The sequence below is a fragment of the Streptomyces sp. NBC_00370 genome (genome assembly GCF_036084755.1).
Classification (GTDB): domain Bacteria; phylum Actinomycetota; class Actinomycetes; order Streptomycetales; family Streptomycetaceae; genus Streptomyces.
Map to the genome: position 1 here is coordinate 1316551 of NZ_CP107968.1, position 21449 is coordinate 1337999.

The 21449-nt window shown below is 73.0% G+C and carries 19 protein-coding genes; 11 read left to right on the forward strand and 8 right to left on the reverse strand.

The window, feature by feature from the left end; all coding sequences use genetic code 11:
- Positions 1-25: 25 nt before the first annotated feature.
- The 3 genes from OHS57_RS05750 (at position 26) to OHS57_RS05760 (ending at position 4146) form a co-directional block, all read left to right on the forward strand.
- Positions 26-1390: a GNAT family N-acetyltransferase gene (locus OHS57_RS05750; RefSeq protein WP_328581234.1), complete on the forward strand. Its 1365-nt coding sequence runs from the start codon at positions 26-28 to the stop codon at positions 1388-1390.
- 125 nt (positions 1391-1515) lie between these two features.
- On the forward strand, positions 1516-3198 hold the full coding sequence (locus tag OHS57_RS05755; protein ID WP_328581235.1) for a DUF885 domain-containing protein: 1683 nt from the start codon (positions 1516-1518) through the stop codon (positions 3196-3198).
- A 90-nt stretch (positions 3199-3288) separates the two neighbouring features.
- Positions 3289-4146 (forward strand): ATP-grasp domain-containing protein, encoded by an 858-nt coding sequence (locus OHS57_RS05760; protein WP_328581236.1) that lies wholly within the window; start codon positions 3289-3291, stop codon positions 4144-4146.
- Between the two features lie 42 nt (positions 4147-4188).
- Here the strand turns inward: OHS57_RS05760 and OHS57_RS05765 are convergent, their stop codons facing one another.
- The 3 genes from OHS57_RS05765 to OHS57_RS05775 form a co-directional block, all read right to left on the reverse strand.
- Positions 4189-7215, reverse strand: coding sequence for an SMC family ATPase (locus OHS57_RS05765; protein WP_328581237.1), 3027 nt, complete (start codon positions 7213-7215; stop codon positions 4189-4191).
- Positions 7212-8378: an exonuclease SbcCD subunit D gene (locus OHS57_RS05770; protein WP_328581238.1), complete on the reverse strand. Its 1167-nt coding sequence runs from the start codon at positions 8376-8378 to the stop codon at positions 7212-7214. The genes OHS57_RS05765 and OHS57_RS05770 overlap by 4 nt, the downstream gene beginning before the upstream one ends.
- Before the next feature lie 283 nt (positions 8379-8661).
- Positions 8662-9288 (reverse strand): YigZ family protein, encoded by a 627-nt coding sequence (locus OHS57_RS05775; RefSeq protein ID WP_328581239.1) that lies wholly within the window; start codon positions 9286-9288, stop codon positions 8662-8664.
- A gap of 55 nt (positions 9289-9343) precedes the next feature.
- Between OHS57_RS05775 and OHS57_RS05780 the strand changes: the two genes are divergently transcribed.
- Positions 9344-9751: a CoA-binding protein gene (locus OHS57_RS05780; RefSeq protein WP_328581240.1), complete on the forward strand. Its 408-nt coding sequence runs from the start codon at positions 9344-9346 to the stop codon at positions 9749-9751.
- A gap of 22 nt (positions 9752-9773) precedes the next feature.
- On the opposite strand, the gene OHS57_RS05785 is transcribed toward OHS57_RS05780, so the two are convergent.
- Genes OHS57_RS05785 through OHS57_RS05795 form a run of 3 tightly spaced genes read right to left on the reverse strand, consistent with a single transcriptional unit; the run spans position 9774 to position 12930 of the window.
- Positions 9774-10547: a DeoR/GlpR family DNA-binding transcription regulator gene (locus OHS57_RS05785; protein WP_041997875.1), complete on the reverse strand. Its 774-nt coding sequence runs from the start codon at positions 10545-10547 to the stop codon at positions 9774-9776.
- 56 nt (positions 10548-10603) lie between these two features.
- The gene (pdxA, locus tag OHS57_RS05790) at positions 10604-11653 is read right to left on the reverse strand and encodes a 4-hydroxythreonine-4-phosphate dehydrogenase PdxA (protein WP_241778810.1); all 1050 of its coding nucleotides are present in this window, start codon (positions 11651-11653) and stop codon (positions 10604-10606) included.
- Positions 11650-12930, reverse strand: coding sequence for a four-carbon acid sugar kinase family protein (locus OHS57_RS05795; protein WP_328581241.1), 1281 nt, complete (start codon positions 12928-12930; stop codon positions 11650-11652). The genes pdxA and OHS57_RS05795 overlap by 4 nt, the downstream gene beginning before the upstream one ends.
- A gap of 208 nt (positions 12931-13138) precedes the next feature.
- Between OHS57_RS05795 and OHS57_RS05800 the strand changes: the two genes are divergently transcribed.
- The 7 genes from OHS57_RS05800 to OHS57_RS05830 all read left to right on the forward strand — a co-directional run bounded on the left by OHS57_RS05800 (position 13139) and on the right by OHS57_RS05830 (position 20167).
- Positions 13139-14713: an ABC transporter substrate-binding protein gene (locus OHS57_RS05800; RefSeq protein WP_041997872.1), complete on the forward strand. Its 1575-nt coding sequence runs from the start codon at positions 13139-13141 to the stop codon at positions 14711-14713.
- 9 nt (positions 14714-14722) lie between these two features.
- Entirely contained in the window at positions 14723-15646 is a 924-nt protein-coding gene (locus OHS57_RS05805; RefSeq protein ID WP_041997870.1) for an ABC transporter permease, read from the forward strand.
- A 3-nt stretch (positions 15647-15649) separates the two neighbouring features.
- Positions 15650-16543 (forward strand): ABC transporter permease, encoded by an 894-nt coding sequence (locus tag OHS57_RS05810; RefSeq protein ID WP_041997868.1) that lies wholly within the window; start codon positions 15650-15652, stop codon positions 16541-16543.
- Between the two features lie 3 nt (positions 16544-16546).
- Entirely contained in the window at positions 16547-17503 is a 957-nt protein-coding gene (locus tag OHS57_RS05815; protein ID WP_328581242.1) for an ABC transporter ATP-binding protein, read from the forward strand.
- Positions 17500-18330 (forward strand): ATP-binding cassette domain-containing protein, encoded by an 831-nt coding sequence (locus tag OHS57_RS05820; protein ID WP_052457319.1) that lies wholly within the window; start codon positions 17500-17502, stop codon positions 18328-18330. The genes OHS57_RS05815 and OHS57_RS05820 overlap by 4 nt, the downstream gene beginning before the upstream one ends.
- A complete protein-coding gene (locus OHS57_RS05825) occupies positions 18327-19328 on the forward strand; it encodes an aldo/keto reductase (protein ID WP_328581243.1) in 1002 nt (333 codons plus the stop codon). The genes OHS57_RS05820 and OHS57_RS05825 overlap by 4 nt, the downstream gene beginning before the upstream one ends.
- Before the next feature lie 71 nt (positions 19329-19399).
- Positions 19400-20167, forward strand: coding sequence for an HpcH/HpaI aldolase family protein (locus tag OHS57_RS05830; RefSeq protein WP_328581244.1), 768 nt, complete (start codon positions 19400-19402; stop codon positions 20165-20167).
- A gap of 18 nt (positions 20168-20185) precedes the next feature.
- Here OHS57_RS05830 and OHS57_RS05835 read toward each other — a convergent pair whose 3' ends face one another.
- Both OHS57_RS05835 and OHS57_RS05840 read right to left on the reverse strand, forming a co-directional pair.
- Complete coding sequence (locus tag OHS57_RS05835; RefSeq protein WP_328581245.1) at positions 20186-20740, reverse strand: YbaK/EbsC family protein; 555 nt, start codon at positions 20738-20740, stop codon at positions 20186-20188.
- Positions 20741-20795: 55 nt separating this feature from the next.
- Complete coding sequence (locus OHS57_RS05840) at positions 20796-21368, reverse strand: helix-turn-helix domain-containing protein (protein WP_041997861.1); 573 nt, start codon at positions 21366-21368, stop codon at positions 20796-20798.
- Positions 21369-21449: the final 81 nt, after the last annotated feature.

Consider the following 21449-nt stretch of genomic DNA (forward strand, 5'->3'; position numbering starts at 1 on the left):
AACACCGCTCGGTCACAGTGGGGCCATGACAGATGTGACTTCGGCGAAGAGTTCCCGCCGCCCCCACCACTGGCGGCGGGATCTGGTCGAGCTGGCCGCCCTGTTCACCGCGGTGGCGGTCGCGGACGCCATCGCGAACACGATCGCGCATGTCCCTGACGGGGTCTTCCTGCTGGTGGCCTCGGCCGTGGCGCTCGTCGCCACGGCCACGTTCCACACCTGGTGGGCACGCAGCCACGGTCACGCCCCACCGGAACGGGCTGCGGCGGCCGAAGAGCCGGACACGTCCGACGAGCCGACGGCGCTGTGGCGGATGCGGACGACGGTGCGGGACGAGCCGGGCACGCTCGCGAAGCTGTGCACGGCCCTCGCCACGCACCGCGTCGACATCCTGACCCTCCAGACGCATCCCCTGGCCGACGGCACCGTCGATGAGTTCTTGCTGCGCTCCCCCGCCGCACTCCAGGCGAGCGACCTCAGCGCGACCGTCTCGGCGGCGGGCGGCTGCCGCACCTGGATCGAGCGGGCCGACGCCCATGACCTGGTCGACACCCCGACCCGGGTCCTCGGCCTGGCGACCCGGACCGCCCTGGACGCGGCGGAACTGCCCCTGGCCCTGCGCCAGTTGCTGGGGCGCTGCACCATAACGTCACGGCCGGCCGTCTCCGTCACCGGCCGTCCGACCGGCGAGTTCGCGCCGGTCGAAGGCGTGCTGGACGGTACGTCGATGCGACTGCGCGACCCGAACGGCGGCACGATCGGCGTGGAGCGCCCGTATCTCCCCTTCACACCGACCGAGTTCGCCAGGGCCCGGGCCCTGGTCGAGCTGGACGCCCGGCTCGGCCCCCGGATCCCGCGCGGCCAGCAGCCGCTCACCCTCCCGCAGGGCGAGGAGATCACCGTCCGCAGGGCGGACGAGGACGACCTCGAAGCGGCCCTCGCCATGCACGCGCGCTGCTCCGAGCGCACCCTGGGGCTGCGCTACCACGGCCCGGTCGGAGACGCTGACCGCTATCTCACCCATCTGCTCTCGCCCCGGTTCGGCCGGACCCTCGCCGTCTGCACGACGTCGGGCCGACTGGTCGCTCTCGGCCATCTGCTGTGGGACGGCGAAGAAACCGAGATCGCCCTGATGGTCGAGGACGCCTACCAGCAGCGCGGTATCGGCGCCGCCCTGCTCGGCCGGCTGACGGAGCTGGCCGCCGAGGCCGGCTGCGCGCATGTGTACGCCGTCACCCAGTCGTCCAACACGGGCATGGTCGCCGCCATGCGCGGCCTGGGCCTGCCGCTGGACTACCAGGTGGAGGAAGGCACCCTGGTCGTCACCGCCATGCTGGACCCGACAGCCGTGCACTCGCTGCCCCCGCACGGGGACTCCGGACGGCGCTAGGCGCCCGGCGGGGCGGCGCGGCGGGGCTCGCGTGGAGTGCCTGACAGGGACCCGGCAAGGGTGTGTGACAAGCCAACGACCGGCATTGATGTGACGCGGCCGGTCGTGTTCGAGAAGATGTCCCCATGTCAGACACAGCCGGCAGCGCGCTGCCCCGCCAGGTCGCCGACGCCTACGTCGACGCACTCATCGAACTGGACCCCATCACCGGCACCGTTCTGGGCGTCCCCGAGAGTTCGGCCCGCCTTCCCGACTACTCCCCCGCCGGCCGGCAGGCCCTCGCGGATCTCGCCGTCGCCACCCTCGCCCGGCTCGACGCCGCACAGCGGCTGCCCGGCGCCGACAGTGAGGCGGAGGTGCGCTGCGGCCGGCTGCTGCGCGAACGCCTCACCGCCGAACTCGCCGTCCACGAGGCCGACGAGGAGCTTCGCGCGGTCAGCAACATCCACTCGCCCGCCCACGCGATCCGCGACGTCTTCGCCGTCACCCCGACGAACACGGACGCCGACTGGGCGGCCGTCGCCGCCCGGCTGCGCGCCGTACCCGCGGCGCTCGAAGGGTTCCGTGCCTCGCTCGCCCTCGGCCTCGACCGCAAGCTCCCGGGCGGCCCCCGCGCCACCGCGACCATGATCGACCAGCTCACCCGGTGGGCGGGCGACAAGACCGGCTGGTTCGACGACTTCGCCGCCACGGGCCCCGACTCGCTGCGCGCCGAACTCGAACCGGCGGGCGCAGGCGCCACCGCCGCCGTCGTCGCACTGCGCGACTGGCTGCGCGACGTGTACGCGCCGGCCGTCGAGGACGCGCCGGACACCGTCGGCCGTGAGCGGTACGCCCGCTGGTCGCGCTACTTCAACGGCACCGACCTCGACCTGGGCGAGGCCTACGCGTACGGCTGGGCCGAGTACCACCGGCTGCTCGCCGAGATGACGAAGGAAGCGGCGAAGATCCTGCCCGGCGCCACCCCGTGGGAGGCGCTCGCCCATCTCGACGAGCACGGCAAGCACATCGACGGCGTCGACGAGGTCCGCGAGTGGCTGCAGGGCCTGATGGACGAGGCGATCGAGGCGCTGGACGGCACGCACTTCGAACTCGCCGAGCGGGTACGGAAGGTGGAGGCCAGGATCGCCCCGGCGGGCGGCGCGGCCGCCCCGTACTACACCACCCCCTCCGAGGACTTCTCGCGCCCGGGCCGCACCTGGCTGCCGACCATGGGCGAGACCCGGTTCCCGGTCTACGACCTGGTGTCGACCTGGTACCACGAGGGGGTGCCCGGCCATCATCTGCAGCTCGCGCAGTGGACGCATGTCGCCGACCAGCTCTCCCGCTACCAGGCGACGGTCGGCATGGTCAGCGCCAACGCCGAGGGCTGGGCGCTGTACGCGGAACGGCTCATGGACGAGCTGGGCTTCCTGCCGGACGCCGAGCGCAGGCTCGGCTATCTCGACGCGCAGATGATGCGTGCCTGCCGGGTCATCGTGGACATCGGCATGCATCTGGAGCTGGAGATCCCGGCCGAGTCGCCGTTCCACCCGGGCGAGCGCTGGACGCCCGAGCTGGCGCAGGAGTTCTTCGGCAACCACAGCGGCAGGCCCGCCGACTTCGTGGAGAGCGAGCTGACCCGCTATCTGTCGATGCCGGGCCAGGCCATCGGCTACAAGCTGGGCGAGCGCGCCTGGCTGCTCGGCCGGGAGAACGCCAAGAAGCGGCACGGCGACGCGTTCGACGCGAAGGCCTGGCACATGGCGGCGCTGTCGCAGGGCTCCCTCGGCCTCGACGATCTCGTGGACGAGCTGTCCAAGCTGTGAGCTGAGGCCGACCTGAGGCGGCCGGGCCCAGGGGGGTGTCCCGGGCCCGGCCGCCCGCAGTTCCCATACGACTCGGGGGTGGCATCACACATGGGTTTCCTTCTCTGCTCCGATCCGCTGCGAGCCAGCCGGACCGATCCGGCGTTCGCCACCGAATCGGCGCTGGCCAGGTCGTCGGCGGAACGGGTGGCGCTCGTCGACCACGACGCGCTGCTCGCCGGGGACACCGCCGCGGCGCTCGCCCGGGTGCCGCGTGACTCGGGCACGTACTGGTACCGGGGCTGGATGATGCCGCCCGAGGTGTACGCGGCGCTGGAGCGCGGGCTGGCCGAGCGCGGCTGCGCGCTGTTCACCGACGCGGCCGCGTTCCGCCGCGCGCATGAACTGCCCGGCTGGTACGCGGATTTCACCGGGCTCACCCCGCGCAGCGTCTGGCAGGCGCGGCCACCGGGCGCGCCGCCCGAGCCGGCGGCGCTCAGCGCGCTCGCCGCCCCGCTCGGCGCGGGTCCCGGCGTGGTGAAGGACTTCGTCAAGTCCCGCAAACACGAGTGGGACGAGGCCTGCTTCATCCCCGAACTGACCGACCAGGCAGGGCTCGTGTCGGTGGTGGGCCGCTTCGTCGCGCTCCAGGAGGAGTTCCTGGCCGGCGGTGTGGTGCTGCGCGCCTTCGAGCCGTTCGTGGCGGGCGGCGAGGCCCGTGTGTGGTGGCTGGACGGCAAGCCGGTGCTCACCACCGCGCATCCCGACACCCCGGAGCGGGTTCCCACGCCGGAACTCGACGCGGTGGGCGCCGCCGTACAGGCGCTCGGCTGCCCGTTCGTGACCACGGACATGGCGCTGCGCGAGGACGGCGCATGGCGGGTGGTGGAGGTCGGGGACGGTCAGGTCAGCGGGCTGCCCGCCGGGGCGGACGCCACGGCGCTGTTCACCGCGCTCGGCGCCCGCTGAGCCGGAGTTCGGACACCGGTCCGGTCAAGCCCGCCGGACCGGTCAGCCGCTGGTCCGGTCCGCGTCCAGGGCGAGGATCGTCGATCCCTGCCGCTCCTTGACGACCTCCAGCTGGGCCGGGATACGGCGGCGCAGATCGGCGACATGGCTGACGATGCCGACGCTGCGGTCCCGTTCGCGCAGCGAGTCCAGGACGTCCAGGACCTCGTCCAGGGTCTGGTCGTCCAGGCTGCCGAAGCCCTCGTCGATGAAGAGGGTGTCGAGCCGTACGCCGCCCGCCTCGTCGGTGACGACGTCGGCCAGGCCGAGCGCGAGGGCCAGGGAGGCGAAGAAGGTCTCGCCGCCGGAGAGCGTCGAGGTGTCGCGGGCGCTGCCGGTCCAGGCGTCGACCACCTGGAGGCCGAGCCCGGAGCGCGACCGTCCTGCCGCCCTGGCGTCGGAGTGCAGCAGCGCGTACCGCCCGGCGGACATCCGCTGGAGCCGTACGGTGGCCGCCGCCGCGACCTGTTCCAGCCGGGCGGCGAGCACGTACGCCTCCAGGCGCATCCGGCGTTCGTTGTCGCTGGACGTGCCCGCCGCGAGCCCGGCGAGCCGGGCCACCCTGTCGTACTCCTCGCGCAGCGGGCCGAGCGCGCGCACCTCGCTCTCGGCCTGCCGGGAGAGCCTGGCCAGTTCGGTGCGGCGGTCGTCGGCGGTGGCGCGGGCCGACGACGCCTCGCGCAGGGCGTGTTCGGCCATGTCGTGGGCGGTGCGGGCCGCTTCGGGGTCGGCGGCGGGGCGGGCCGCCGCGTCCGCTGTGTCCGGTTCGGCCAGCCGTTCGGCGATCTTGGCCGCTTCGGTCTGCCACTCGTCCACGAGACGCTGGGTGGCACGCCGGCCGGCCGTGTCGAGCAGCGCGTCGGCAGCGGCACCCGGGGTGTCGAAGCCGGCCCGGAAGGCGGCGGTCGCCAGCTTGTCGTCGGCCTCCTTGAGCCGTACCGCCGTGGTCTCCACGGTCCGTACGGCGTCGGCTGCGGCGGCCAGCCAGCGCGCCCCCGACTCCAGTTGGGCCGCGCGGGCGGCGACACTGGGGGCGTCGCCGCGTGCCTTGGCCAACTCGTCGCGCAGTGCGGCCTGTTCGGCGTCGAGAGCTTCGCGCCGCGAGGTGCGGGCGGCGATCCTGCGCTCGGCGCCTGACTGGGCGGCCAGCCGGTTCCGGTGTTCCCGCTCGGCGCTTTCCAGGGCTTCGCGCGCCGCGTGCGTGCCCGCCGCGAGCGTGTGCGCCGCGCGGTGTTCGTCCTCCAGCCGCCGGGTGAGATCGGTGAGTTCGGCGACGCTCGCACCGTCGGCCTCGGCCTCGGCGGCGACGTACCGCTCCCGTACGGCGCTGTGCGCCACGTCGGCGCGGTCGCGTGCCTGGCCCAGGCTGCGGTACCGGTTCAGCGCGGATTCCTCGGCCGCCGGGTCCACCTGCCCGTCCGTCGCCCTGGCCGGGGCCGGATGGTCGGCGGAGCCGCAGACCGCGCAGGGTTCGCCGTCCGCGAGTCGGGCCGCCAACTCCGCTGCCATGCCGTGCAGTCTGCGCTCGCGCAGCTCCAGCCAGCGTTCGTGGGCCTGGTTGGTGTGTTCCTTGGCCGCGTTGAGGGCCTGCGCGGCGTTCTCGACCGCCCCCTGGAGGTCGTCGCGCCGACGGGCGGCGGCGAGCTGCCGTGCGGCGGGGTCGAGTTGACCCGCGAGCTGTTCGGCGCGGGCGGCTGCCACCTGCGCCTCGTCGATGCGCGCCAGCAGTGCGGCCCGGGTGGACTCCCAGCCGCTCAGCCATCCGACGGCGTCCGCAAGGATCGCTTCGTCCGACCGCGCCTCCTGGTCGAGGGCGGCGCGGTCCTGGGTGATGTGAGCACTGCGCTGCTCGGCGGTCCTGGCGGCGTCGAGGGCGCCGAGCTGTTGGCTCACCGACCTTTCCAGCGCGACGAGTTGTTCCGCTCCCGCCTCGGCGAGAGCGGCCGGCAGGTGGGCGGGGCGACGGTGCAGTACGCGGTCGTGTTCCGCCGCGGCGCCGCGGTGTGCGCGCTCGGCGTCCTCGCGCAGCTCCAGCGCGGGCGCGACGAGTTCCGCCTTGTGCGCCCGGTCGAGGGCGGCCTGGGCCTGGTCGCGCGCCGGGCGGCGCTGCTCCAGGGTGTCGGCGCGCTGCCGGGTCTCGGCGAACCGGTCCTGGAGTCTGGCCAGTTCGCGCTCGCTGTCCAGAGCCGTGCGGGCAGCGGCCTGTCTGCTCCCAGCCGCTTCGAGCGCCGCAGCGGCGATGTCGGCCCGCTCGACCGCGAGGGAGCGCGCGAGCGCCGCCCACTCCAGCACGGCGGGGGCGAGGCCCGGGTCACCGGGCTGCCGCTCGGGCAGCGGCGGCGCCGAACTGTCCCGCGCCGCCTGCGCGATGCGCTGCGCGACGGACAACAGCCGCTCGTCGCCCGCGCGCACCTGGTGTTCCGCCGCCCGGCGCAGTTCGGCGAGCCGGTCCTCGACGGCTGCGAACCTGCGGGTGTCGAAGAGCCGGCCGAGCAGTTTGCCACGCGCCTCCGCGTCGGCCCGCAGGAAGCGGGCGAAGTCGCCCTGCGGCAACAGGACGACCTGGCAGAACTGGTCCCTGCTCATCCCGCCGAGGAGTTGGCTGATCTCCTCACCGATCTCCTGGTGGGAGCGGCTGAGCGCCCGCCAGTCGCCGCTGTCGGCGTCGTACTGGCGCAGCCAGCTCTGGGCCTTCTCGGTGGTGAAGCCCGTACCGCGCAGCTTGCGGCGGAGCTGGGCGGGGCGCCGGGTGATCTCCAGTCTGCGGCCGGCCACGGTCAGTTCGAGGCTGATCTCGGTGGCGGTCCCGGCCGCCGCGTGGTCACTGCGCAGCGCGGCCCCCGCCCCCTGCCGGGCGCCGGGCACCTCGCCGTACAGCGCGTAGCAGACGGCGTCCAGGATGGAGGTCTTGCCCGCGCCCGTCGGGCCGTGCAGCAGGAAGATCCCGGCGGTGGACAGCGCGTCGAAGTCGACCTCCTCGGTGCCGGCGAAGGGGCCGAAGGCGGCGACGGTCAGCCGGTGGAGTCTCATGGGGTCACCTCACGCACGCTCGCTTCGACCCGTACGTCGTCGAAAGCGCCGCGCAGCACGGCGCGTTCGCGGGTGTCGGGCCCGGATCCGCCCCTGACGTGCGCGACGAAGTCCTCGGCGATCTGCTGGTCGGTGCGGCCGTGCAGCCGGCGCGCGTAGGAGGCGTGCGGGTCGTCGTCGGTCCTGTCCGGGTCGAAGACCAGGCTGAGCGTGTGCGGGAAGCGCTTGGTGAGCCGGGCCATGGGTTCGGCGGGGCGGACCGGGTCGGTGAGGGTCACCTCGGTCCACGCGTCCTCGTGCCGGGCCAGCGCCGGGTCGTCGAGGAGGTCGTCGATCCGGCCGCGCAGCCGGGCCAGCGCGCGGGGCACGGGGCAGTCGATCCGTTCGGCTTCGAGCTCGCCGCCGGGGCCGAGCTCCACCAGCCACATCGTCTTACGGTGGGTGGCCTCGGAGAACGAGTAGGCGAGCGGGGATCCGGCGTAGCGCACGCGCTCCGTCACGGTCTGCGCCCCGTGCAGATGGCCGAGCGCGGCGTAGTCGACGCCGTCGAAGACCGCGGCGGGCACGGACTCGACCCCGCCGACGGTGATGTCGCGCTCACTGTCACTGGGTGCGCCGCCGGCGACGAAGGCGTGGGCGAGTACGACGGAGCGGGTGCCGGGGGCACGGGCGGCGAGGTCGGTGCGTACCCGCGCCATCGCCGCGCCGAGCACCGCCTCGTGCCCGGTCTTCGGGGCCTTGAACTCGTCGCGTACCAGGGCCGGTTCCAGGTACGGCAGGCCGTAGAAGGCGACCTCGCCGTGGGCGTCGGCGAGCAGGACGGGGGTGGCGCAGCCCGCCGGGTCGGTCCGCAGATGGATCCCGGCCCGTTCGATGAGGCCCGCTCCGACGCCGAGTCTGCGGGCGGAGTCGTGGTTCCCGGAGATCATGACGGTCGGTACGCCCGCTGCGGCGAGCCGGTGCAGCGCCCGGTCGAACAGTTCGACGGCGGTCAGCGGCGGCACGGCCCGGTCGTAGACGTCGCCCGCGACCAGCAGGACGTCCACGGCGCGGTCGACGGCCGTCGCCACGAGATGGTCGAGGAAGGCGGCCTGGGCGTCCAGCAGACCGACCCGGTGGAACGAGCGGCCGAGATGCCAGTCCGACGTGTGCAGAATCCTCAACAGACAGCTCCGAGCCCCATCGTTCCCTTCCCCCACCCGCGCGCCGTACGCACGTCACTCAACAGCCCACCACGCCAGGGCCTGCCCGGCGGCTCATGGCCGGGTCCGCGACGCCTGACACGGCAACTCGCGGCGTTGCCGAAACGCCCCGATAGCTCCGCTATCGAAACGTCCCGGCGCCTTGCGATTCACCGCGCCAGACCCCGCGGTCTGTCCGACCCTGATCCGCCGGACAGACCCTAGCGCCGATCCTTCCCCGCTCCCCCACGGACCTCCGTTTTGCTCACGCGTCGCCGTACGCCTCGGCGCCCAGCTCCAGTACCGCTGTGCCCGCCGTCGTGTCGGCGAGCCAGGCGCCGAACGCGGCCACCTCCGCGTCGGGGAGCGCGATCTCGATCGTGACGACCGCCGCGTACCGGACCTCGCGCACGGTGCGGCCGGTGGAGCGCAGGTCGTTCTCCAGCTTTCCTGCGCGCTGGTGGTCGACGGTGACGGTGGCGAGCCGCAGCCGCTGCCGGGTGCGGGTGCCGACCGCGTCCAGGGCCTCTCCGACGGCTCCGCCGTACGCCCTGATCAGACCGCCGGCGCCGAGCTTGACGCCGCCGAAGTAGCGGGTGACGACCGCCACGACGAAGCGGGTCTCTCGGCGGAGCAGCATCTGGAGCATGGGGACGCCCGCCGTGCCGCCCGGCTCGCCGTCGTCGCTCGCCCGCTGTACGGAGGCGTCGGCGCCGATCACGTACGCGAAGCAGTGGTGCCCGGCGGTCGGGTACCGGGCGCGTACGGCCGCGACGAACTCCTGCGCCTCCCGCTCGGTCGCCGCGGGCGCGAGCGAGCAGATGAACCGTGAACGGTTCACCTCTGTCTCGTGCTCGCCCGCGCGGGCGATCGTTCTGTACTGCTCCTGCATTCGCCCCACCCTATGTGCCGGGAATGGCCCGGTCGCACGGGCCGTTGTGCAGGTCATGGACGCAGAGACAGAGACGATCCGCAGGATTCTGACCTCGACGGGCGACACCTGGGCGGTGGTGGGCCTGTCGAACAACACGGCGCGCGCCGCCTACGGGGTCGCGGGGGTGCTCCAGCGTTTCGGCAAGCGGGTCGTACCGGTGCACCCGAAGGCCGAGGCGGTCCACGGCGAGCAGGGGTACGCGTCGCTGGCGGACATTCCGTTCCCGGTGGACGTGGTGGATGTGTTCGTCAACAGCGACCTGGCGGGCGCGGTCGCCGACGAGGCTGTCGCCGCGGGCGCCAAGGCCGTCTGGTTCCAGCTGGACGTCATCGACGACGCGGCGTACGAACGTACCCGCGCCGCCGGACTCGACATGATCATGGACCGGTGCCCCGCCATCGAGATTCCGAAGCTGGGCTGAGGCCCCGAAAGAAGCGTCCCGCTTACGGTTCGGTCAGGACGACCTGCACGCCGCGTGCACGCAGTGCCTCGACCACCGGCGCCTCGGCAGCACTGTCGGTGACAAGGGTCCAGCCCGGCGGCAGTTGGGCCCAGGCGTGGAACGGTCCCCGGCCGAGCTTCGCCGCGTGCGCGAGGACGTACACCTGCTCGGCGCGGCGGGCCATCAGCTCCTTGAGGCGGGTCTGACGCAGATCCGCCTCGCAGATGCCGTGTTCGGGCGAGACGCCGTCGGCGCCGAGGAAGACCCGGTCGAAGGTCATCCGGTCCAGCGCCGCCTCGGTCAGCGGGCCGACGAAGCCCTGGCTGAGCGGGCGCAGGGTCCCGCCGAGGCATTCGATGTGCAGGGTCTCCACGTCGGAGAGTTCCTGAAGGGCCGTCAGACCCGTGGTGGCGATCGTCAGTTCCTTGGCGGTGCGCAGTTCGTGCGCGAGCGCCCCGACGGTGGATCCCGCGTCGAGCAGGATGGTCTCGCCCGCCCCTATCTGTGCCGCCGCCCAGCGGGCGATGGCTTGTTTCGCCTCGAACGCCTCGCCGGTGCGCTGGCGCAGCGACGCCTCGGGGTGGGCGGCGAGCGCCATCGCACCGCCGTACGTCCGGGCGAGCCGCCCGTCGCCGGTGAGTTTCGCCAGGTCGCGCCGGATCGTCGAGGCCGTCACACCGAACAGCTGGGACAGCTCCTCGACGCTGGCGAGGCCCGTGGTGTTGGCCAGTTGGACGATACGGTCACGGCGAGCCGTGGATCCGATCGGGGACATCGGCACTGATCCTCTTTCGACGGATTCCCGCACCGGTTCACTCACCGGACGGCTGCTCACCGGACGGCTGCGGATGACATCTCGGCCGCCTGGCGCAGGGCCTCGACCATGCTACCGGCCTCGGCGACGCCGGTGCCCGCGATGTCGAACGCGGTGCCGTGGTCAACTGAGGTGCGGATGACGGGCAGTCCGACCGTGAGATTGACGCCGGCCTCGATGCCGAGCACCTTCACCGGGCCGTGTCCCTGGTCGTGGTACATGGCCACGATCAGGTCGTAGTCGCCGCGGCCCGCGAGGAAGAACGCGGTGTCGGCGGGGAGCGGACCGCGCGCGTCGATGCCGTCGGCGCGCAGGATCTCGATGGCGGGCACGATCTTCTCCTCCTCCTCGCCGTAGCCGAACAGGCCGTTCTCGCCGGCGTGCGGGTTGATGCCGCAGACCCCGATGACGGGTTCCGGCACGCCGGCCCGCACCATCGCCTGGTGGCCTCTGCGCACCGTGCGTTCCACGAGCCCCGGCTCGATGCGGTTGACCGCGTCGATCAGTCCGATGTGGGTGGTGACGTGAATGACCTTCACCTTGGGCGTCGACAGCATCATCGACACCTCCTTGACGCCGGTGAGATGGGCCAGCAGTTCGGTGTGCCCGGGGTAGAGGTGGCCCCCGGCGTGCAGCGCCTCCTTGTTGAGCGGCGCGGTGCAGATGCCGTCGGCCCGTCCGCCCACGGCGAGTTCGGCCGCGACCCGTACGTAGTGGTACGCCGCGTCGCCCGCGACGGCGGACAGCCGGCCCCAGGGCAGGTCGGCGGGGAGCAGCCCCAGGTCGATGACGTTGACCCGGCCGGGGGTGAACTCGGCGTCCTCGGGCCCTTCGACGGGCACGATCTCGCAGTCGAGGCCCAGCAGCGCCGCTGCCTGGCGCAGCCGGCGCGCGTCGCCGACGACCACGGGCCGGCAGCGGGCCAGCGTGTCCGGGTCGAGCAGCGCGGGGACGATCACCTCGGGGCCGATTCCGGCACCGTCGCCCATGGTGACCGCGATGACGGGGAGCCGGGCGGTGTCGCTGCCGGTCTGCTGGGCGCTGTCGGCGGTCGGGCTTGCGTTCACAGGGCTTCTCCTTGCGGTACGGGGTGGGGCCGGAGGCCGGGGCGGAGCGTGCGGACGATCCGCAGCAGCGAGTCGGCGTCGCCGAAGCTGCCCGGCCGGGTGACGACCGAGCGGCCGTCGGCCGTGGCGCTGTGCACGGCGCCGTGCTGGATCTGTCCGAGGGGGAAGAGCTGGGTGACGCCGAGGGCGTCGAGGACCCGGCGGGCGGTCTCGCCGCCGGTCAGTACGAGATCGGCGGTGACGGGCGGGCCGACCGCGGCCAGGGCGGCCACGGTCCTGGCGAGGCCGGCCACCAGGGCGCGCGCGGTGCCCGGCCGAATGCCGCCGCTCCCGTCGATGCTGAGGACCGTGACCCAGCCGGGTGCGACGCCGGGCAGGACGGGCGCGCCCGCAGGTGCGCCGAGGGTGTCGGGCGGGAGCGCGATGTGGTGCGCGCCGACGGCGGTGAGTTGCGCGATCTGCGCAACGGCGGTGGGTTCGGCCGTGCCGACCACCACGAGCAGCGGCCGAACCCGCCCGCCCACGAGTACGGGTGACGGCGCGTCAGGGCTGTCCGTGAGCCGTCCGACGGCGGCGGCGAGGCCGCCCGTCCCCATCAGCCGTACGCCGGGGCCGCAGCGGGCTGCGGCGCGGACGACCGCGTCGAGGTCGGCGTCGCTCTCGCCGTCGCAGACGGGCGTGCGACCGTCGGCGACGAGGGTGCGGAGCCGCTGACGCAGCTGTTCGGCCGGGCCTCTGACCACGGCGAGCGGGACGACCTCGGCGCGGATGCCGGTGTCCCGGGCCGTCCGGCCGAGCGCCTCGGCGACGGAGCGCGGCGGCGGTGCGCTCTCGGCGCGCCAGGCGTCCGTCTCGTGCAGCGGGGTGCCGTGCAGATGGACGACGCCGCCGCGTGCGGTGCGGCCGACGGCGGGCAGCGCGGTGGCGATGACCAGCCCTTCGGCGCCGTGGGCGAAGGCGGCGGCCTCCGCGGCGAGATTGCCCCGCAGCAGCGAGTCGGTCTTCTTCAGGACCAGGGTGTCCGGTGCGCCGACGGCCGCGCCGAGCCCGGCCAGGGCGGCCGCCACCGTCCCGTGCGCCTCGTCCGCCGAGAGGTGGCGGGTGTCGAGGTCGAGGACGACGGCCTCGCCTTCGGCGGGCGCGGGCGCGGCGGCGGGCCCGAGGACGACCGTGCTGCGGATCCGCAGCAGGGCGGCCGTCTCGGCGGCTCCGGACAGGTCGTCCGCCAGCGCGATGACGCGGTCGGGCGGACGTATGCCGTCGCTGTTCGGGGACACGGGTGCGGTTCTCTCCTCGGGTGACCGGGACGGCGGACCTGACGGACCGCCTCGGCGGCTGATGATGGCACACCTTGCGCGAAATGCGCGAGACCCCTTGCGCGAAACACGCAATCGTGCGACGTTTTGCGCCGCGACAACCTGCCGCCCCCGACACACCGGGCGGCGGTCCGAGCCAGTCGCGTCCAAGAACCCGAGAAGGTCAACGATGACCCGTACTCCCCTGAGTGAGACGCTCAGCCGTCGCACCCTGCTGCAGTGGGGCGCGGCCGGCGGAGCCGCGATCACGCTCGGCCCGCTCACCGCGTGTGCCGGGCCCACCGGCGCCCCCGGGCCCGGCACGCTGACGCTGGGCCTGAACCGCTCGCTGGTCAGCCTCGACAACAAGCTCAACCAGTTCGACGCGGCGGTGACCGTACAGCGCGCCGTCCGGCAGACCCTGACCCGCATCGGGCCCGGTATGAAGACCCAGCTGGTCCTCGCCGACCGGTTCGAGATGACCGGGCCCACCGTCTGGGACGTCCGGCTGCGCGCCGGGGTCCGTTACTCCGACGGCAGCCCGGTCACCGTCACCGATGTCTCCACCGCCCTGACCATGTACGGCAAGGTCAACGGCTCGTTCCTGCTCGGGCTCTTCCCCGAGCTGCCCACCGTCGAGGCCACCGGGGCCCGCACCTTCCGGCTGCACACCAAGAAGCCGGTGCCGGTGCTGGATCTGCTGATGGCCAACATCCACATCACGCCCGCCAAGGCGAACCGGCCGGAGGAACTCAGCTCCGGGATCGGCTCAGGCCCCTACAAGGTGCTCAGCGCGAACGGCGGCGCCGGTGAGTACACCCTCGGCCGCAACCCCCACTACTGGGGGAAGCCGCCCGCCGTCGAGAACGTGCGGGTGCGATTCGTACCCGAGGAGTCCAGCCGGGTCGTCGCGATCCGCAGCGGCGAACTCGACGTGATCGACACGCTCACGCCCGACTCGGCAGAACAGCTCCAGGGGCTGCCGGGCGTCACCCTCGAAGAGACCGCCGGCACCCGGCTGTGCGTGCTGTTCTACAACTTCCGCAAGCCCAAGGGCCACCCGCTCGCCGACCCCCGGGTCCGCAAGGCCCTCACGTACGCCATTGACGGCAAGGCCCTGGTACGCGACGTCCTGACCGGCTCGGCCGAGCAGACCGACGGGGTCGTCCCGCTGGCCCTCCAGGGCGCGATACGCACCGGCTCGTACGCCTTCGACCCCGGCCTGGCCCGCAAGACACTGCGGACGCTCGGCGCCGACGGGCTCAAGGTGAAGATCATCTGGGAGTCCGGCGAGTTCGCCGCCGACGCGTCCGTGATGGAGGCCGTCCTCTCGATGCTGGGGGACGTCGGGGTCCGTGCCACGCTCCAGGAGTTCGAGCCGGGCGGCGACATCCTCAAGTGGCGCCAGGGCCGCGGCGGCGACTGGGACATCATCGGCAACGGCTTCGGCAACCCCACCGGGCTCGCGCTGACCACCCTGCAAGGTCTCTACGGCGGCACGCCCGCCAAGGAGCGCACCGGCGACGCGTTCATGGGATATGTGAAGCCGGACATCGAACAGGCCCTGTCGGCCGCGGCCCAGGAGGTCGACCCGGCCGAGCGCACCACCCGCCTCGGCGACGTGCAGCGCGCCATCTGGGACACCTGGCCGTGTCTGTGGGCCTTCGCGCCGAAGACCCTGCTCGCGCGCCGCGACCGGGTGGCCGGGCTCGATCTGCTCCCGATCAACTCCTACGACCTGTCCGCAGTGCGGCTGGGGGGCTGAGCCGTGCCGATGTATCTGGCCCGCCGTGTCGGGCAGAGCCTGCTGACCGTATTTCTGACCCTGTCCGCCGTCTTCGTGCTCGTACGGCTCGCCCCGGGCGACCCGGCCGCCGCCTACGCGGGACCTTCCGCCACCACCGCCGACCTGGCGCACATCCGCGCGCAGTTCGGCCTCGACAAGCCGATGATCACGCAGTACGGCATCTTCCTGCGCGACCTGGTCACCGGGGATCTGGGCACGAGTTACTCGTTCCACTCCCCGGCGCTCCAGGTCGTGCTGGACCGCATGCCGTACACGCTCACCCTGTCCGTAGCCGCGATCATCGTGACCGTCGTCGTCGGTGTCCCGCTCGGCGTCTGGATGGCCCGCAGGGCGGACACCAGCCGCGAGGTCGGCGCCAACGTACTGACCATCGCCGGGCAGTCCATGCCGGACTTCTGGACGGGCGTGATGCTGCTGACCGTCTTCGCCGTCCTGATCCCGGTACTGCCCGCGTCCGGATTCACGTCGTGGAGCGGTCTGATCCTGCCCACCGTGACCGTCGCCATCCTGCAACTGGCGCTCGTCTCCCGGCTCGTACGGCGCGAGATGACAACAGCCCTCGCCTCTCCCTACATCACGGTCGCCCGTTCGCGCGGTGTCGGTGAATCCGCGCTGACCTGGCGCTACGCGCTCGGCAACTCGGGGGTGCCGCTGCTCACCGCGATCGGCACCCGGTTCGCCGCGATGCTCAACGGCGTGGTGGTGGTCGAAGTCGTCTTCGGCTGGCCCGGCGTCGGCTCCCTCGTCGTACGCGCCCTGGAGACCCGCGACTACCCGCTCATCCAGGCCACCGTGCTCGTCACAGCGACCCTCGCGATCCTCGTCCAACTCCTTGTCGACCTGGCCTATCCGCTGCTCGACCCGCGGGTACGTCTCGGAAAGGCGGCCTGAGCCATGAGTGCCACCCTCACCCGGCCGAGCGCGGTCACGCCGCGCCAACTGGCCCGCGCCACCGCGACCCGGCAACAGCGCGCCGCACACGTCAAGCTGTGGGCGGGCGCGGTCTGCACCGTGATCGTCGCCCTGCCCGTGGCGCTCGCCGGAGTGCTGCCGCTGCCCGCGGCCGACGCGCAGGACCTGTCGGCGCGCCGGCTGGCCCCCTTCACCGACGGGCATGTCTTCGGCACCGACCAGCTCGGCCGCGACCTGCTCTCCCGTGTCCTGCACGGCGGGCAGGTGTCCCTGACGGTCGGTCTGCTCGCCGTGCTCGTCTCCGGCGTCATCGGCCTGGTGGCGGGGTCGGCCGCCGGCTACTTCGGCGGCTGGGTCGACGCGGTCGTCTCCCGCGTGCTCGAAGCGCAGCTGGCCCTGCCGCTGCTGATGATGCTGCTCCTGGTGGTGGCCCTCTTCGGGCCCTCCGTCACCGTCATCACCTGCGTGATCGCGGTGGCGCAGTGGCCCGAGGTCGCCCGGCTGACCCGCTCCCTGGTGCTCGTCGAGCGGGAGAAGCCGTACGTGGCCGCCGCCCGGGTGCTGGGGCTGCGCAACTGGTCGATCCTCGGCCGGCACATCGTGCCCAACATCATCCGCCCCGCCAGCCTGGTCATCCTGCTGCTGCTCGCCCAGGCCGTCCTGCTGGAGAGCGCCCTGAGCTTCCTCGGCGCCGGACCGCAGCGGCCCTTCGCGACCTGGGGCCGCATCATCTCCGACGGACAGGACTACCTGACCACCTCGTGGTGGCTGGTGACCCTGCCAGGACTGGTCATCGCGCTGCTGGTCGTCGGGGTCAACCTGATGGGTGACGGGCTGCGCGACCGCACCCGCACCCGCACCACGAAGGGAGCCTGAGCCATGACCGGCACACCGGTGTCCGAACGTCCCGACACCACCGACGCACCGCTCCTCGACGTGGCGGGGCTGCAGATCGAACTGGTCACCCCGCACGGCGTGGTGCGCGCCGTCGACGGTGTCGACTTCACCGTGCGGCAGGGCGAGACCGTGACCCTCATCGGCGAGTCGGGGTCGGGCAAGTCGACCACGGCCATGGGGGTGCTGCGGCTGCTGCCCGACGGACTCGCCGTCATGTCCGGCAGCGTCCGTATCACCGGAACGGACGTGATCGCGGAGCCCGGCGCGGTACGGCGGCTGCGCGGCCGTACCGTCTCGCTCGTCCCGCAGGACCCGATGACGGCGCTGAGCCCGGTCCACACGATCGGGCGCCAGCTCGGCGACGCCGTACGGCTGCGGCATCCGGAGCTGTCCAGGGCCGAGGCCAGGGAGCGGGGCACCGAGCTGCTGGCGCGGGTGCACATCCCGCGCCCGGAGACCCGCTGGAAGGCGTATCCGCACCAGTTCTCCGGCGGCATGCTGCAGCGCGTCCTGATCGCCGTCGCACTCGCCGCCGAACCGCGGCTGCTCGTCGCCGACGAGCCGACGTCGGCGCTGGACGCCACCGTCCAGGCGAGCGTGCTGGGGCTGCTGATGGAGCTCCAGGAGCGCACCGGCATCGGCATACTGATGATCACGCACGATCTGGGGGTGGCCAGGATGGTCTCCGACCGGATCCATGTGATGCGGGAGGGCCGGTTCGTCGAGTCGGGCACGGCGGAGCAGATCGTCGAGTCCCCCGTCGAGCGGTACACCCGTGATCTGCTGGCCGCCGTGCCGCGCCTCGGCCCCTGGGACGAGGACGGCCGGAGCACGCCCGGAGCCGGGACAGCCACCGGCAGCGGCTCAGGGACCAGCACCGGCACCGGCACCGGCACCGGCACCGGCACCGACATCGCAGCGCAGGGAGCAGCCCGGTGAGCACACCACTGTTGTCCGTCGAGAACCTCACCGTCGAGTACGCCACCCGGCAGGGGCCCTTCCGGGCCGTGGACGACGTCTCGTTCACCCTGGAGCGCGGCGGCCGGCTCGCGGTCGTCGGCGAGTCGGGGTCCGGCAAGTCCACCCTCGCCCGTGCGCTGGTCCGGCTGCTGAAGCCGGCCTCCGGCCGGATCCTGCTGGACGGCGAGGATCTGGCGGCCCTGCCCGAGCGGCGGCTGCGCCCGCTGCGCCACCGGGTGCAGATGGTCTTCCAGGACCCGTACGGCTCGCTCGATCCCCATCTGAGCGCCCAGGACATCGTCGCCGAGCCGCTGAGGCTGGCCGGGGTCCGGGACAAGGCGGAGCGGGCCAGGCGCGCCGCCGTCCTCATCGACAGGGTCGGCCTGCCGGCGGCGGCGCTGCACCGCCGCCCGCCCGAGTTCTCCGGTGGCCAGCGCCAGCGCATCGGTATCGCCAGGGCGCTCGCCTCCAGCCCCGAACTGCTGGTGTGCGACGAGGCGACATCGGCCCTCGACGTGTCGGTCCAGGCCCAAGTGCTTGACCTGCTCCGGGAGTTGCAGGCCGAGACCGGGATCGCGTATCTCGTCATCGCGCACAACCTCGGCGTCGTACGGGAGATCAGCACCGATGTGGTGGTGCTGCGCGCGGGGCGGATCGTGGAGACGGGACCGACCGCCGACGTGCTCGCCGCGCCCGCCGACCCGTACACCAGGGCGCTGCGCCGCGCCTCCCTCGACCCCGTGGCGATCAAGGGCCGCAAGCCGCGCGCCCTGCTCACCGCCGTACCGGAAGGAACCACCCAGTGACCACCGGCACCGACTCCACCGTCGGGTCCATCGAACTGCCGCAGGTGCCTGCCCCGCTGTCCCGTCTGGTGCTCGGCACCATGACCTTCGGCGACACCGTCGACGCGGCGGGCGCCGCCGCGATGCTGGACACCGCGCTGGACGCGGGCCTCACCGGCGTCGACACCGCCAACGGCTACGCGGGCGGCGCCAGCGAACGCATCCTCGCCGGTCTGCTGCCGGGGCGGCGCGAGCGGATCGTGCTCGCCACGAAGGCCGGCATCCCGCACCCGGACCAGGGCGACCACGCGCCGCTGTCGGCCGCCGGGTTGCGGGCCGCACTGGAGGGCAGCCTGAAGCGACTCGGCACCGACCGGGTCGACCTGTTCTATCTGCACCAGCCCGACCGGGCCACACCGCTCGCCGAAACCCTCGGCACGGTCGCCGAGTTCGTCGCCGAGGGGAAGGTGCGCGCGCTCGGCGTCTCCAACTTCGCCGCCTGGCGGATCGCCGAACTGGTCCGCACCGCCGACGAGGTGGGCGCGCCCCGGCCGGTCGTCGCGCAGCAGCTGCACAATCTGCTGGCCCGCAGGATCGAGGAGGAGTACGTCGAGTACGCGGCGGACAGCGGGCTGCGCACGATGGTCTACAACCCGCTCGGCGGCGGACTGCTCACCGGCAGGCACCGGTTCGCCGAGACGCCGTCGTCCGGCCGGTTCGGTGACTCCAAGCTCGCCGGGATGTACCGGCAGCGCTACTGGGACGAGCGGCTGTTCGACGCCGTCGGACAGCTCACCACCATCGCCGAAGGGGCGGGGCTCGCGCTCACCGAACTGGCTCTGCGCTGGCTGCTGGGCCGTCCTTCGACCGACGCCCTGCTGCTGGGCGGCTCCAGCACCGCCCAGCTGACCGCCAACATCACGGCGGCCGCCGCCGGGCCGCTGCCCGCCGACGTGGCGGCCGCCTGTGACGAGGTGGGCCGGGCCCTGCGCGGACCGATGCCCGCCTACCACCGCTGAGCCCAGCGGCCGGTACCGAACCCCCCGCACCGACCCCCCACATCACACCCCGCAAGAAGGAGCACCTGCCCATGACCCCCGCCGCGTTCGCCACCGCCCTGCGCGCCCGTCAGGAGCTGATCGGCTACTGGTCGGTCCTGGACTCGCCCGTCTCCACCGAGCGCGTCGCCAGACTCGGGTACGACTATGTGGCGCTGGACGCGCAGCACGGGCTGATCGAGTACCGCGGGCTGCTCGCCTCGCTGACGGCCGTCGACACCAAGGGCAGCACGGCGGTCGGTCTGGTGCGGGTGGAGGCCAACGAGGCGGCGGCGATCGGGCACGCGCTGGACGCGGGGGCGGCCGGGGTGATCGTGCCGCTGGTCGACTCGGCGGCCGACGCGGCGGACGCCGTCGCCGCCGTACGCTACCCGCCGCTCGGGCGGCGCTCGTACGGGCCGATGCGCTCGGCCCTGCGGATCGGCCCCACACCGGCGGACGCGCACGAGCAGACGGTCGTGATCGCGATGATCGAGACGGCCGAAGGGCTCGACCAGGTGGCGGCGATCTGCGCGACCCCGGGGCTCGACGGCATCTACGTCGGCCCTTCGGACCTGCGGATCGGCCTCGGCGGCGCCACCCCGAACGACCCCGCGCTGGACGGGGAGTTCGAGGCGGCGCTGGTGACGGTCAGGGAGGCGGCGGCAGCGGCGGGGATCGCGGCCGGCATCCACAACCCGGACGGCGCGAGCGCGGCGCGCCGGCTCGCCGAGGGGTTCACCTTCGCGACGGTCGCCAGCGACCTGGTCCATCTGGAGCAGGCCGCGAGCGGTCATCTCGCCGCCGCCCGCGCCAAGTAGCTTCGCGTAACGGTCTGTTCAGCCGCCGAGACCGGCCACGACGACGGCGCCCGGCAGGCCGCCGAACACCTTGCCCGGCACGATCAGCTTGCCGCGGCGGCGGCCGCTGCCGATGAGGACCCATTCGGTGTCGACGACCGCGGGGTCCACGAGCAGCGGCCAGCCGGCGGGCAGGCCGATCGGGGTGATGCCGCCGTACTCCATGCCGGTCTCCTGCACAGCCGTGTCCATCGGTGCGAACGACGCCTTGCGGGAGCCGAGTTGCTTGCGCACCACACCGTTGACGTCGACCCGGGTACGGGACAGGACGACACACGCGGCCAGGGTCGTCTCACCGCCGCGCCTGCCCGCGACGACGACGCAGTTGGCCGACACGTCGAACAGCTCGGCGCCGTAGTGCTCCACGAACGCGGCGGTGTCGGCGACTTCCGGGTCGGTGTCCACGAACACCAGCTGCTCGGCGGGCACATCGCCCTGCCAGCCGCGTACGGCGTCGGCGACCGGCGGGGTGAGCAGGTCGAGGCAGTCGGGGGCCGGTGTGGCGTCGGCGAAGTTTCCGATGGGAGCGCGCATACGCCGCACGCTAACAGGGGGGGGCGGGCCAGGGTCTGCTGCGGCAGGTCCTGGGTCAGCGCACGGGCGGGATGGAGACGGACATGATCAGCTCCACCGGTTCGGCGCCGTCGTTGCGGTAGCCGTGCGCGACGTTCGCCTCGAAGGTCGCCGACGAGCCCGCGGGGACGGGATGTGTCTCGCCGTCCACGACGAGTGTCAGCTCGCCGGCCGTCACATGGAGCAGTTCGGTCGTGCCGTCGGGGTGCGGGTCGGAGCCGCTGGAGTCGCCGGGCATCAGGACCCACGACCACAGTTCCAGCGGGCCGCCGGACTCGGTCCCGACGAGCAGGGTGGAGCTGCTGCCGGCCGGGGTCGACCACATCCGTACGGTCTGCTCCCCCGGCACCACCCTGACCTGCGGACCCTGTTCGTAGTCGAGCAGCGTGGTGATGCTGACGCCCAGCGCGTCGGCGAGCTTGACCGTCGTGCCGACGCTGGGGTTGGTGCGGGCCTGCTCGATCTGGATGATCATGCCCCGGCTGACCCCGGCCCGCGCCGCCAGCGCGTCGAGCGTGAAGCCCCGCTCCCCGCGCCAGCGTTTGAGGTTACGGGCGAGCGACTGGGTGAGCTGGTCGAGGTCCGACACATTCCGTCCAATATAATCAATTGATGAGTTCAACAGACTGCACTACGGTGTGGTGCACCAATCGTGCACCGAACTGTACTG

Excerpts from the sequence above, each read along its gene's own strand:
- OHS57_RS05750 (WP_328581234.1), top strand. The coding sequence starts at position 26 with ATGACAGATGTGACTTCGGCGAAGAGTTCCCGCCGCCCCCACCACTGG.
- OHS57_RS05755 (WP_328581235.1), top strand. The coding sequence starts at position 1,516 with ATGTCAGACACAGCCGGCAGCGCGCTGCCCCGCCAGGTCGCCGACGCC.
- OHS57_RS05760 (WP_328581236.1), top strand. The coding sequence starts at position 3,289 with ATGGGTTTCCTTCTCTGCTCCGATCCGCTGCGAGCCAGCCGGACCGAT.
- OHS57_RS05765 (WP_328581237.1), bottom strand. The coding sequence starts at position 7,215 with ATGAGACTCCACCGGCTGACCGTCGCCGCCTTCGGCCCCTTCGCCGGC.
- OHS57_RS05775 (WP_328581239.1), bottom strand. The coding sequence starts at position 9,288 with ATGCAGGAGCAGTACAGAACGATCGCCCGCGCGGGCGAGCACGAGACA.
- OHS57_RS05780 (WP_328581240.1), top strand. The coding sequence starts at position 9,344 with ATGGACGCAGAGACAGAGACGATCCGCAGGATTCTGACCTCGACGGGC.
- OHS57_RS05785 (WP_041997875.1), bottom strand. The coding sequence starts at position 10,547 with ATGTCCCCGATCGGATCCACGGCTCGCCGTGACCGTATCGTCCAACTG.
- OHS57_RS05800 (WP_041997872.1), top strand. The coding sequence starts at position 13,139 with ATGACCCGTACTCCCCTGAGTGAGACGCTCAGCCGTCGCACCCTGCTG.
- OHS57_RS05805 (WP_041997870.1), top strand. The coding sequence starts at position 14,723 with ATGTATCTGGCCCGCCGTGTCGGGCAGAGCCTGCTGACCGTATTTCTG.
- OHS57_RS05810 (WP_041997868.1), top strand. The coding sequence starts at position 15,650 with ATGAGTGCCACCCTCACCCGGCCGAGCGCGGTCACGCCGCGCCAACTG.
- OHS57_RS05815 (WP_328581242.1), top strand. The coding sequence starts at position 16,547 with ATGACCGGCACACCGGTGTCCGAACGTCCCGACACCACCGACGCACCG.
- OHS57_RS05830 (WP_328581244.1), top strand. The coding sequence starts at position 19,400 with ATGACCCCCGCCGCGTTCGCCACCGCCCTGCGCGCCCGTCAGGAGCTG.
- OHS57_RS05835 (WP_328581245.1), bottom strand. The coding sequence starts at position 20,740 with ATGCGCGCTCCCATCGGAAACTTCGCCGACGCCACACCGGCCCCCGAC.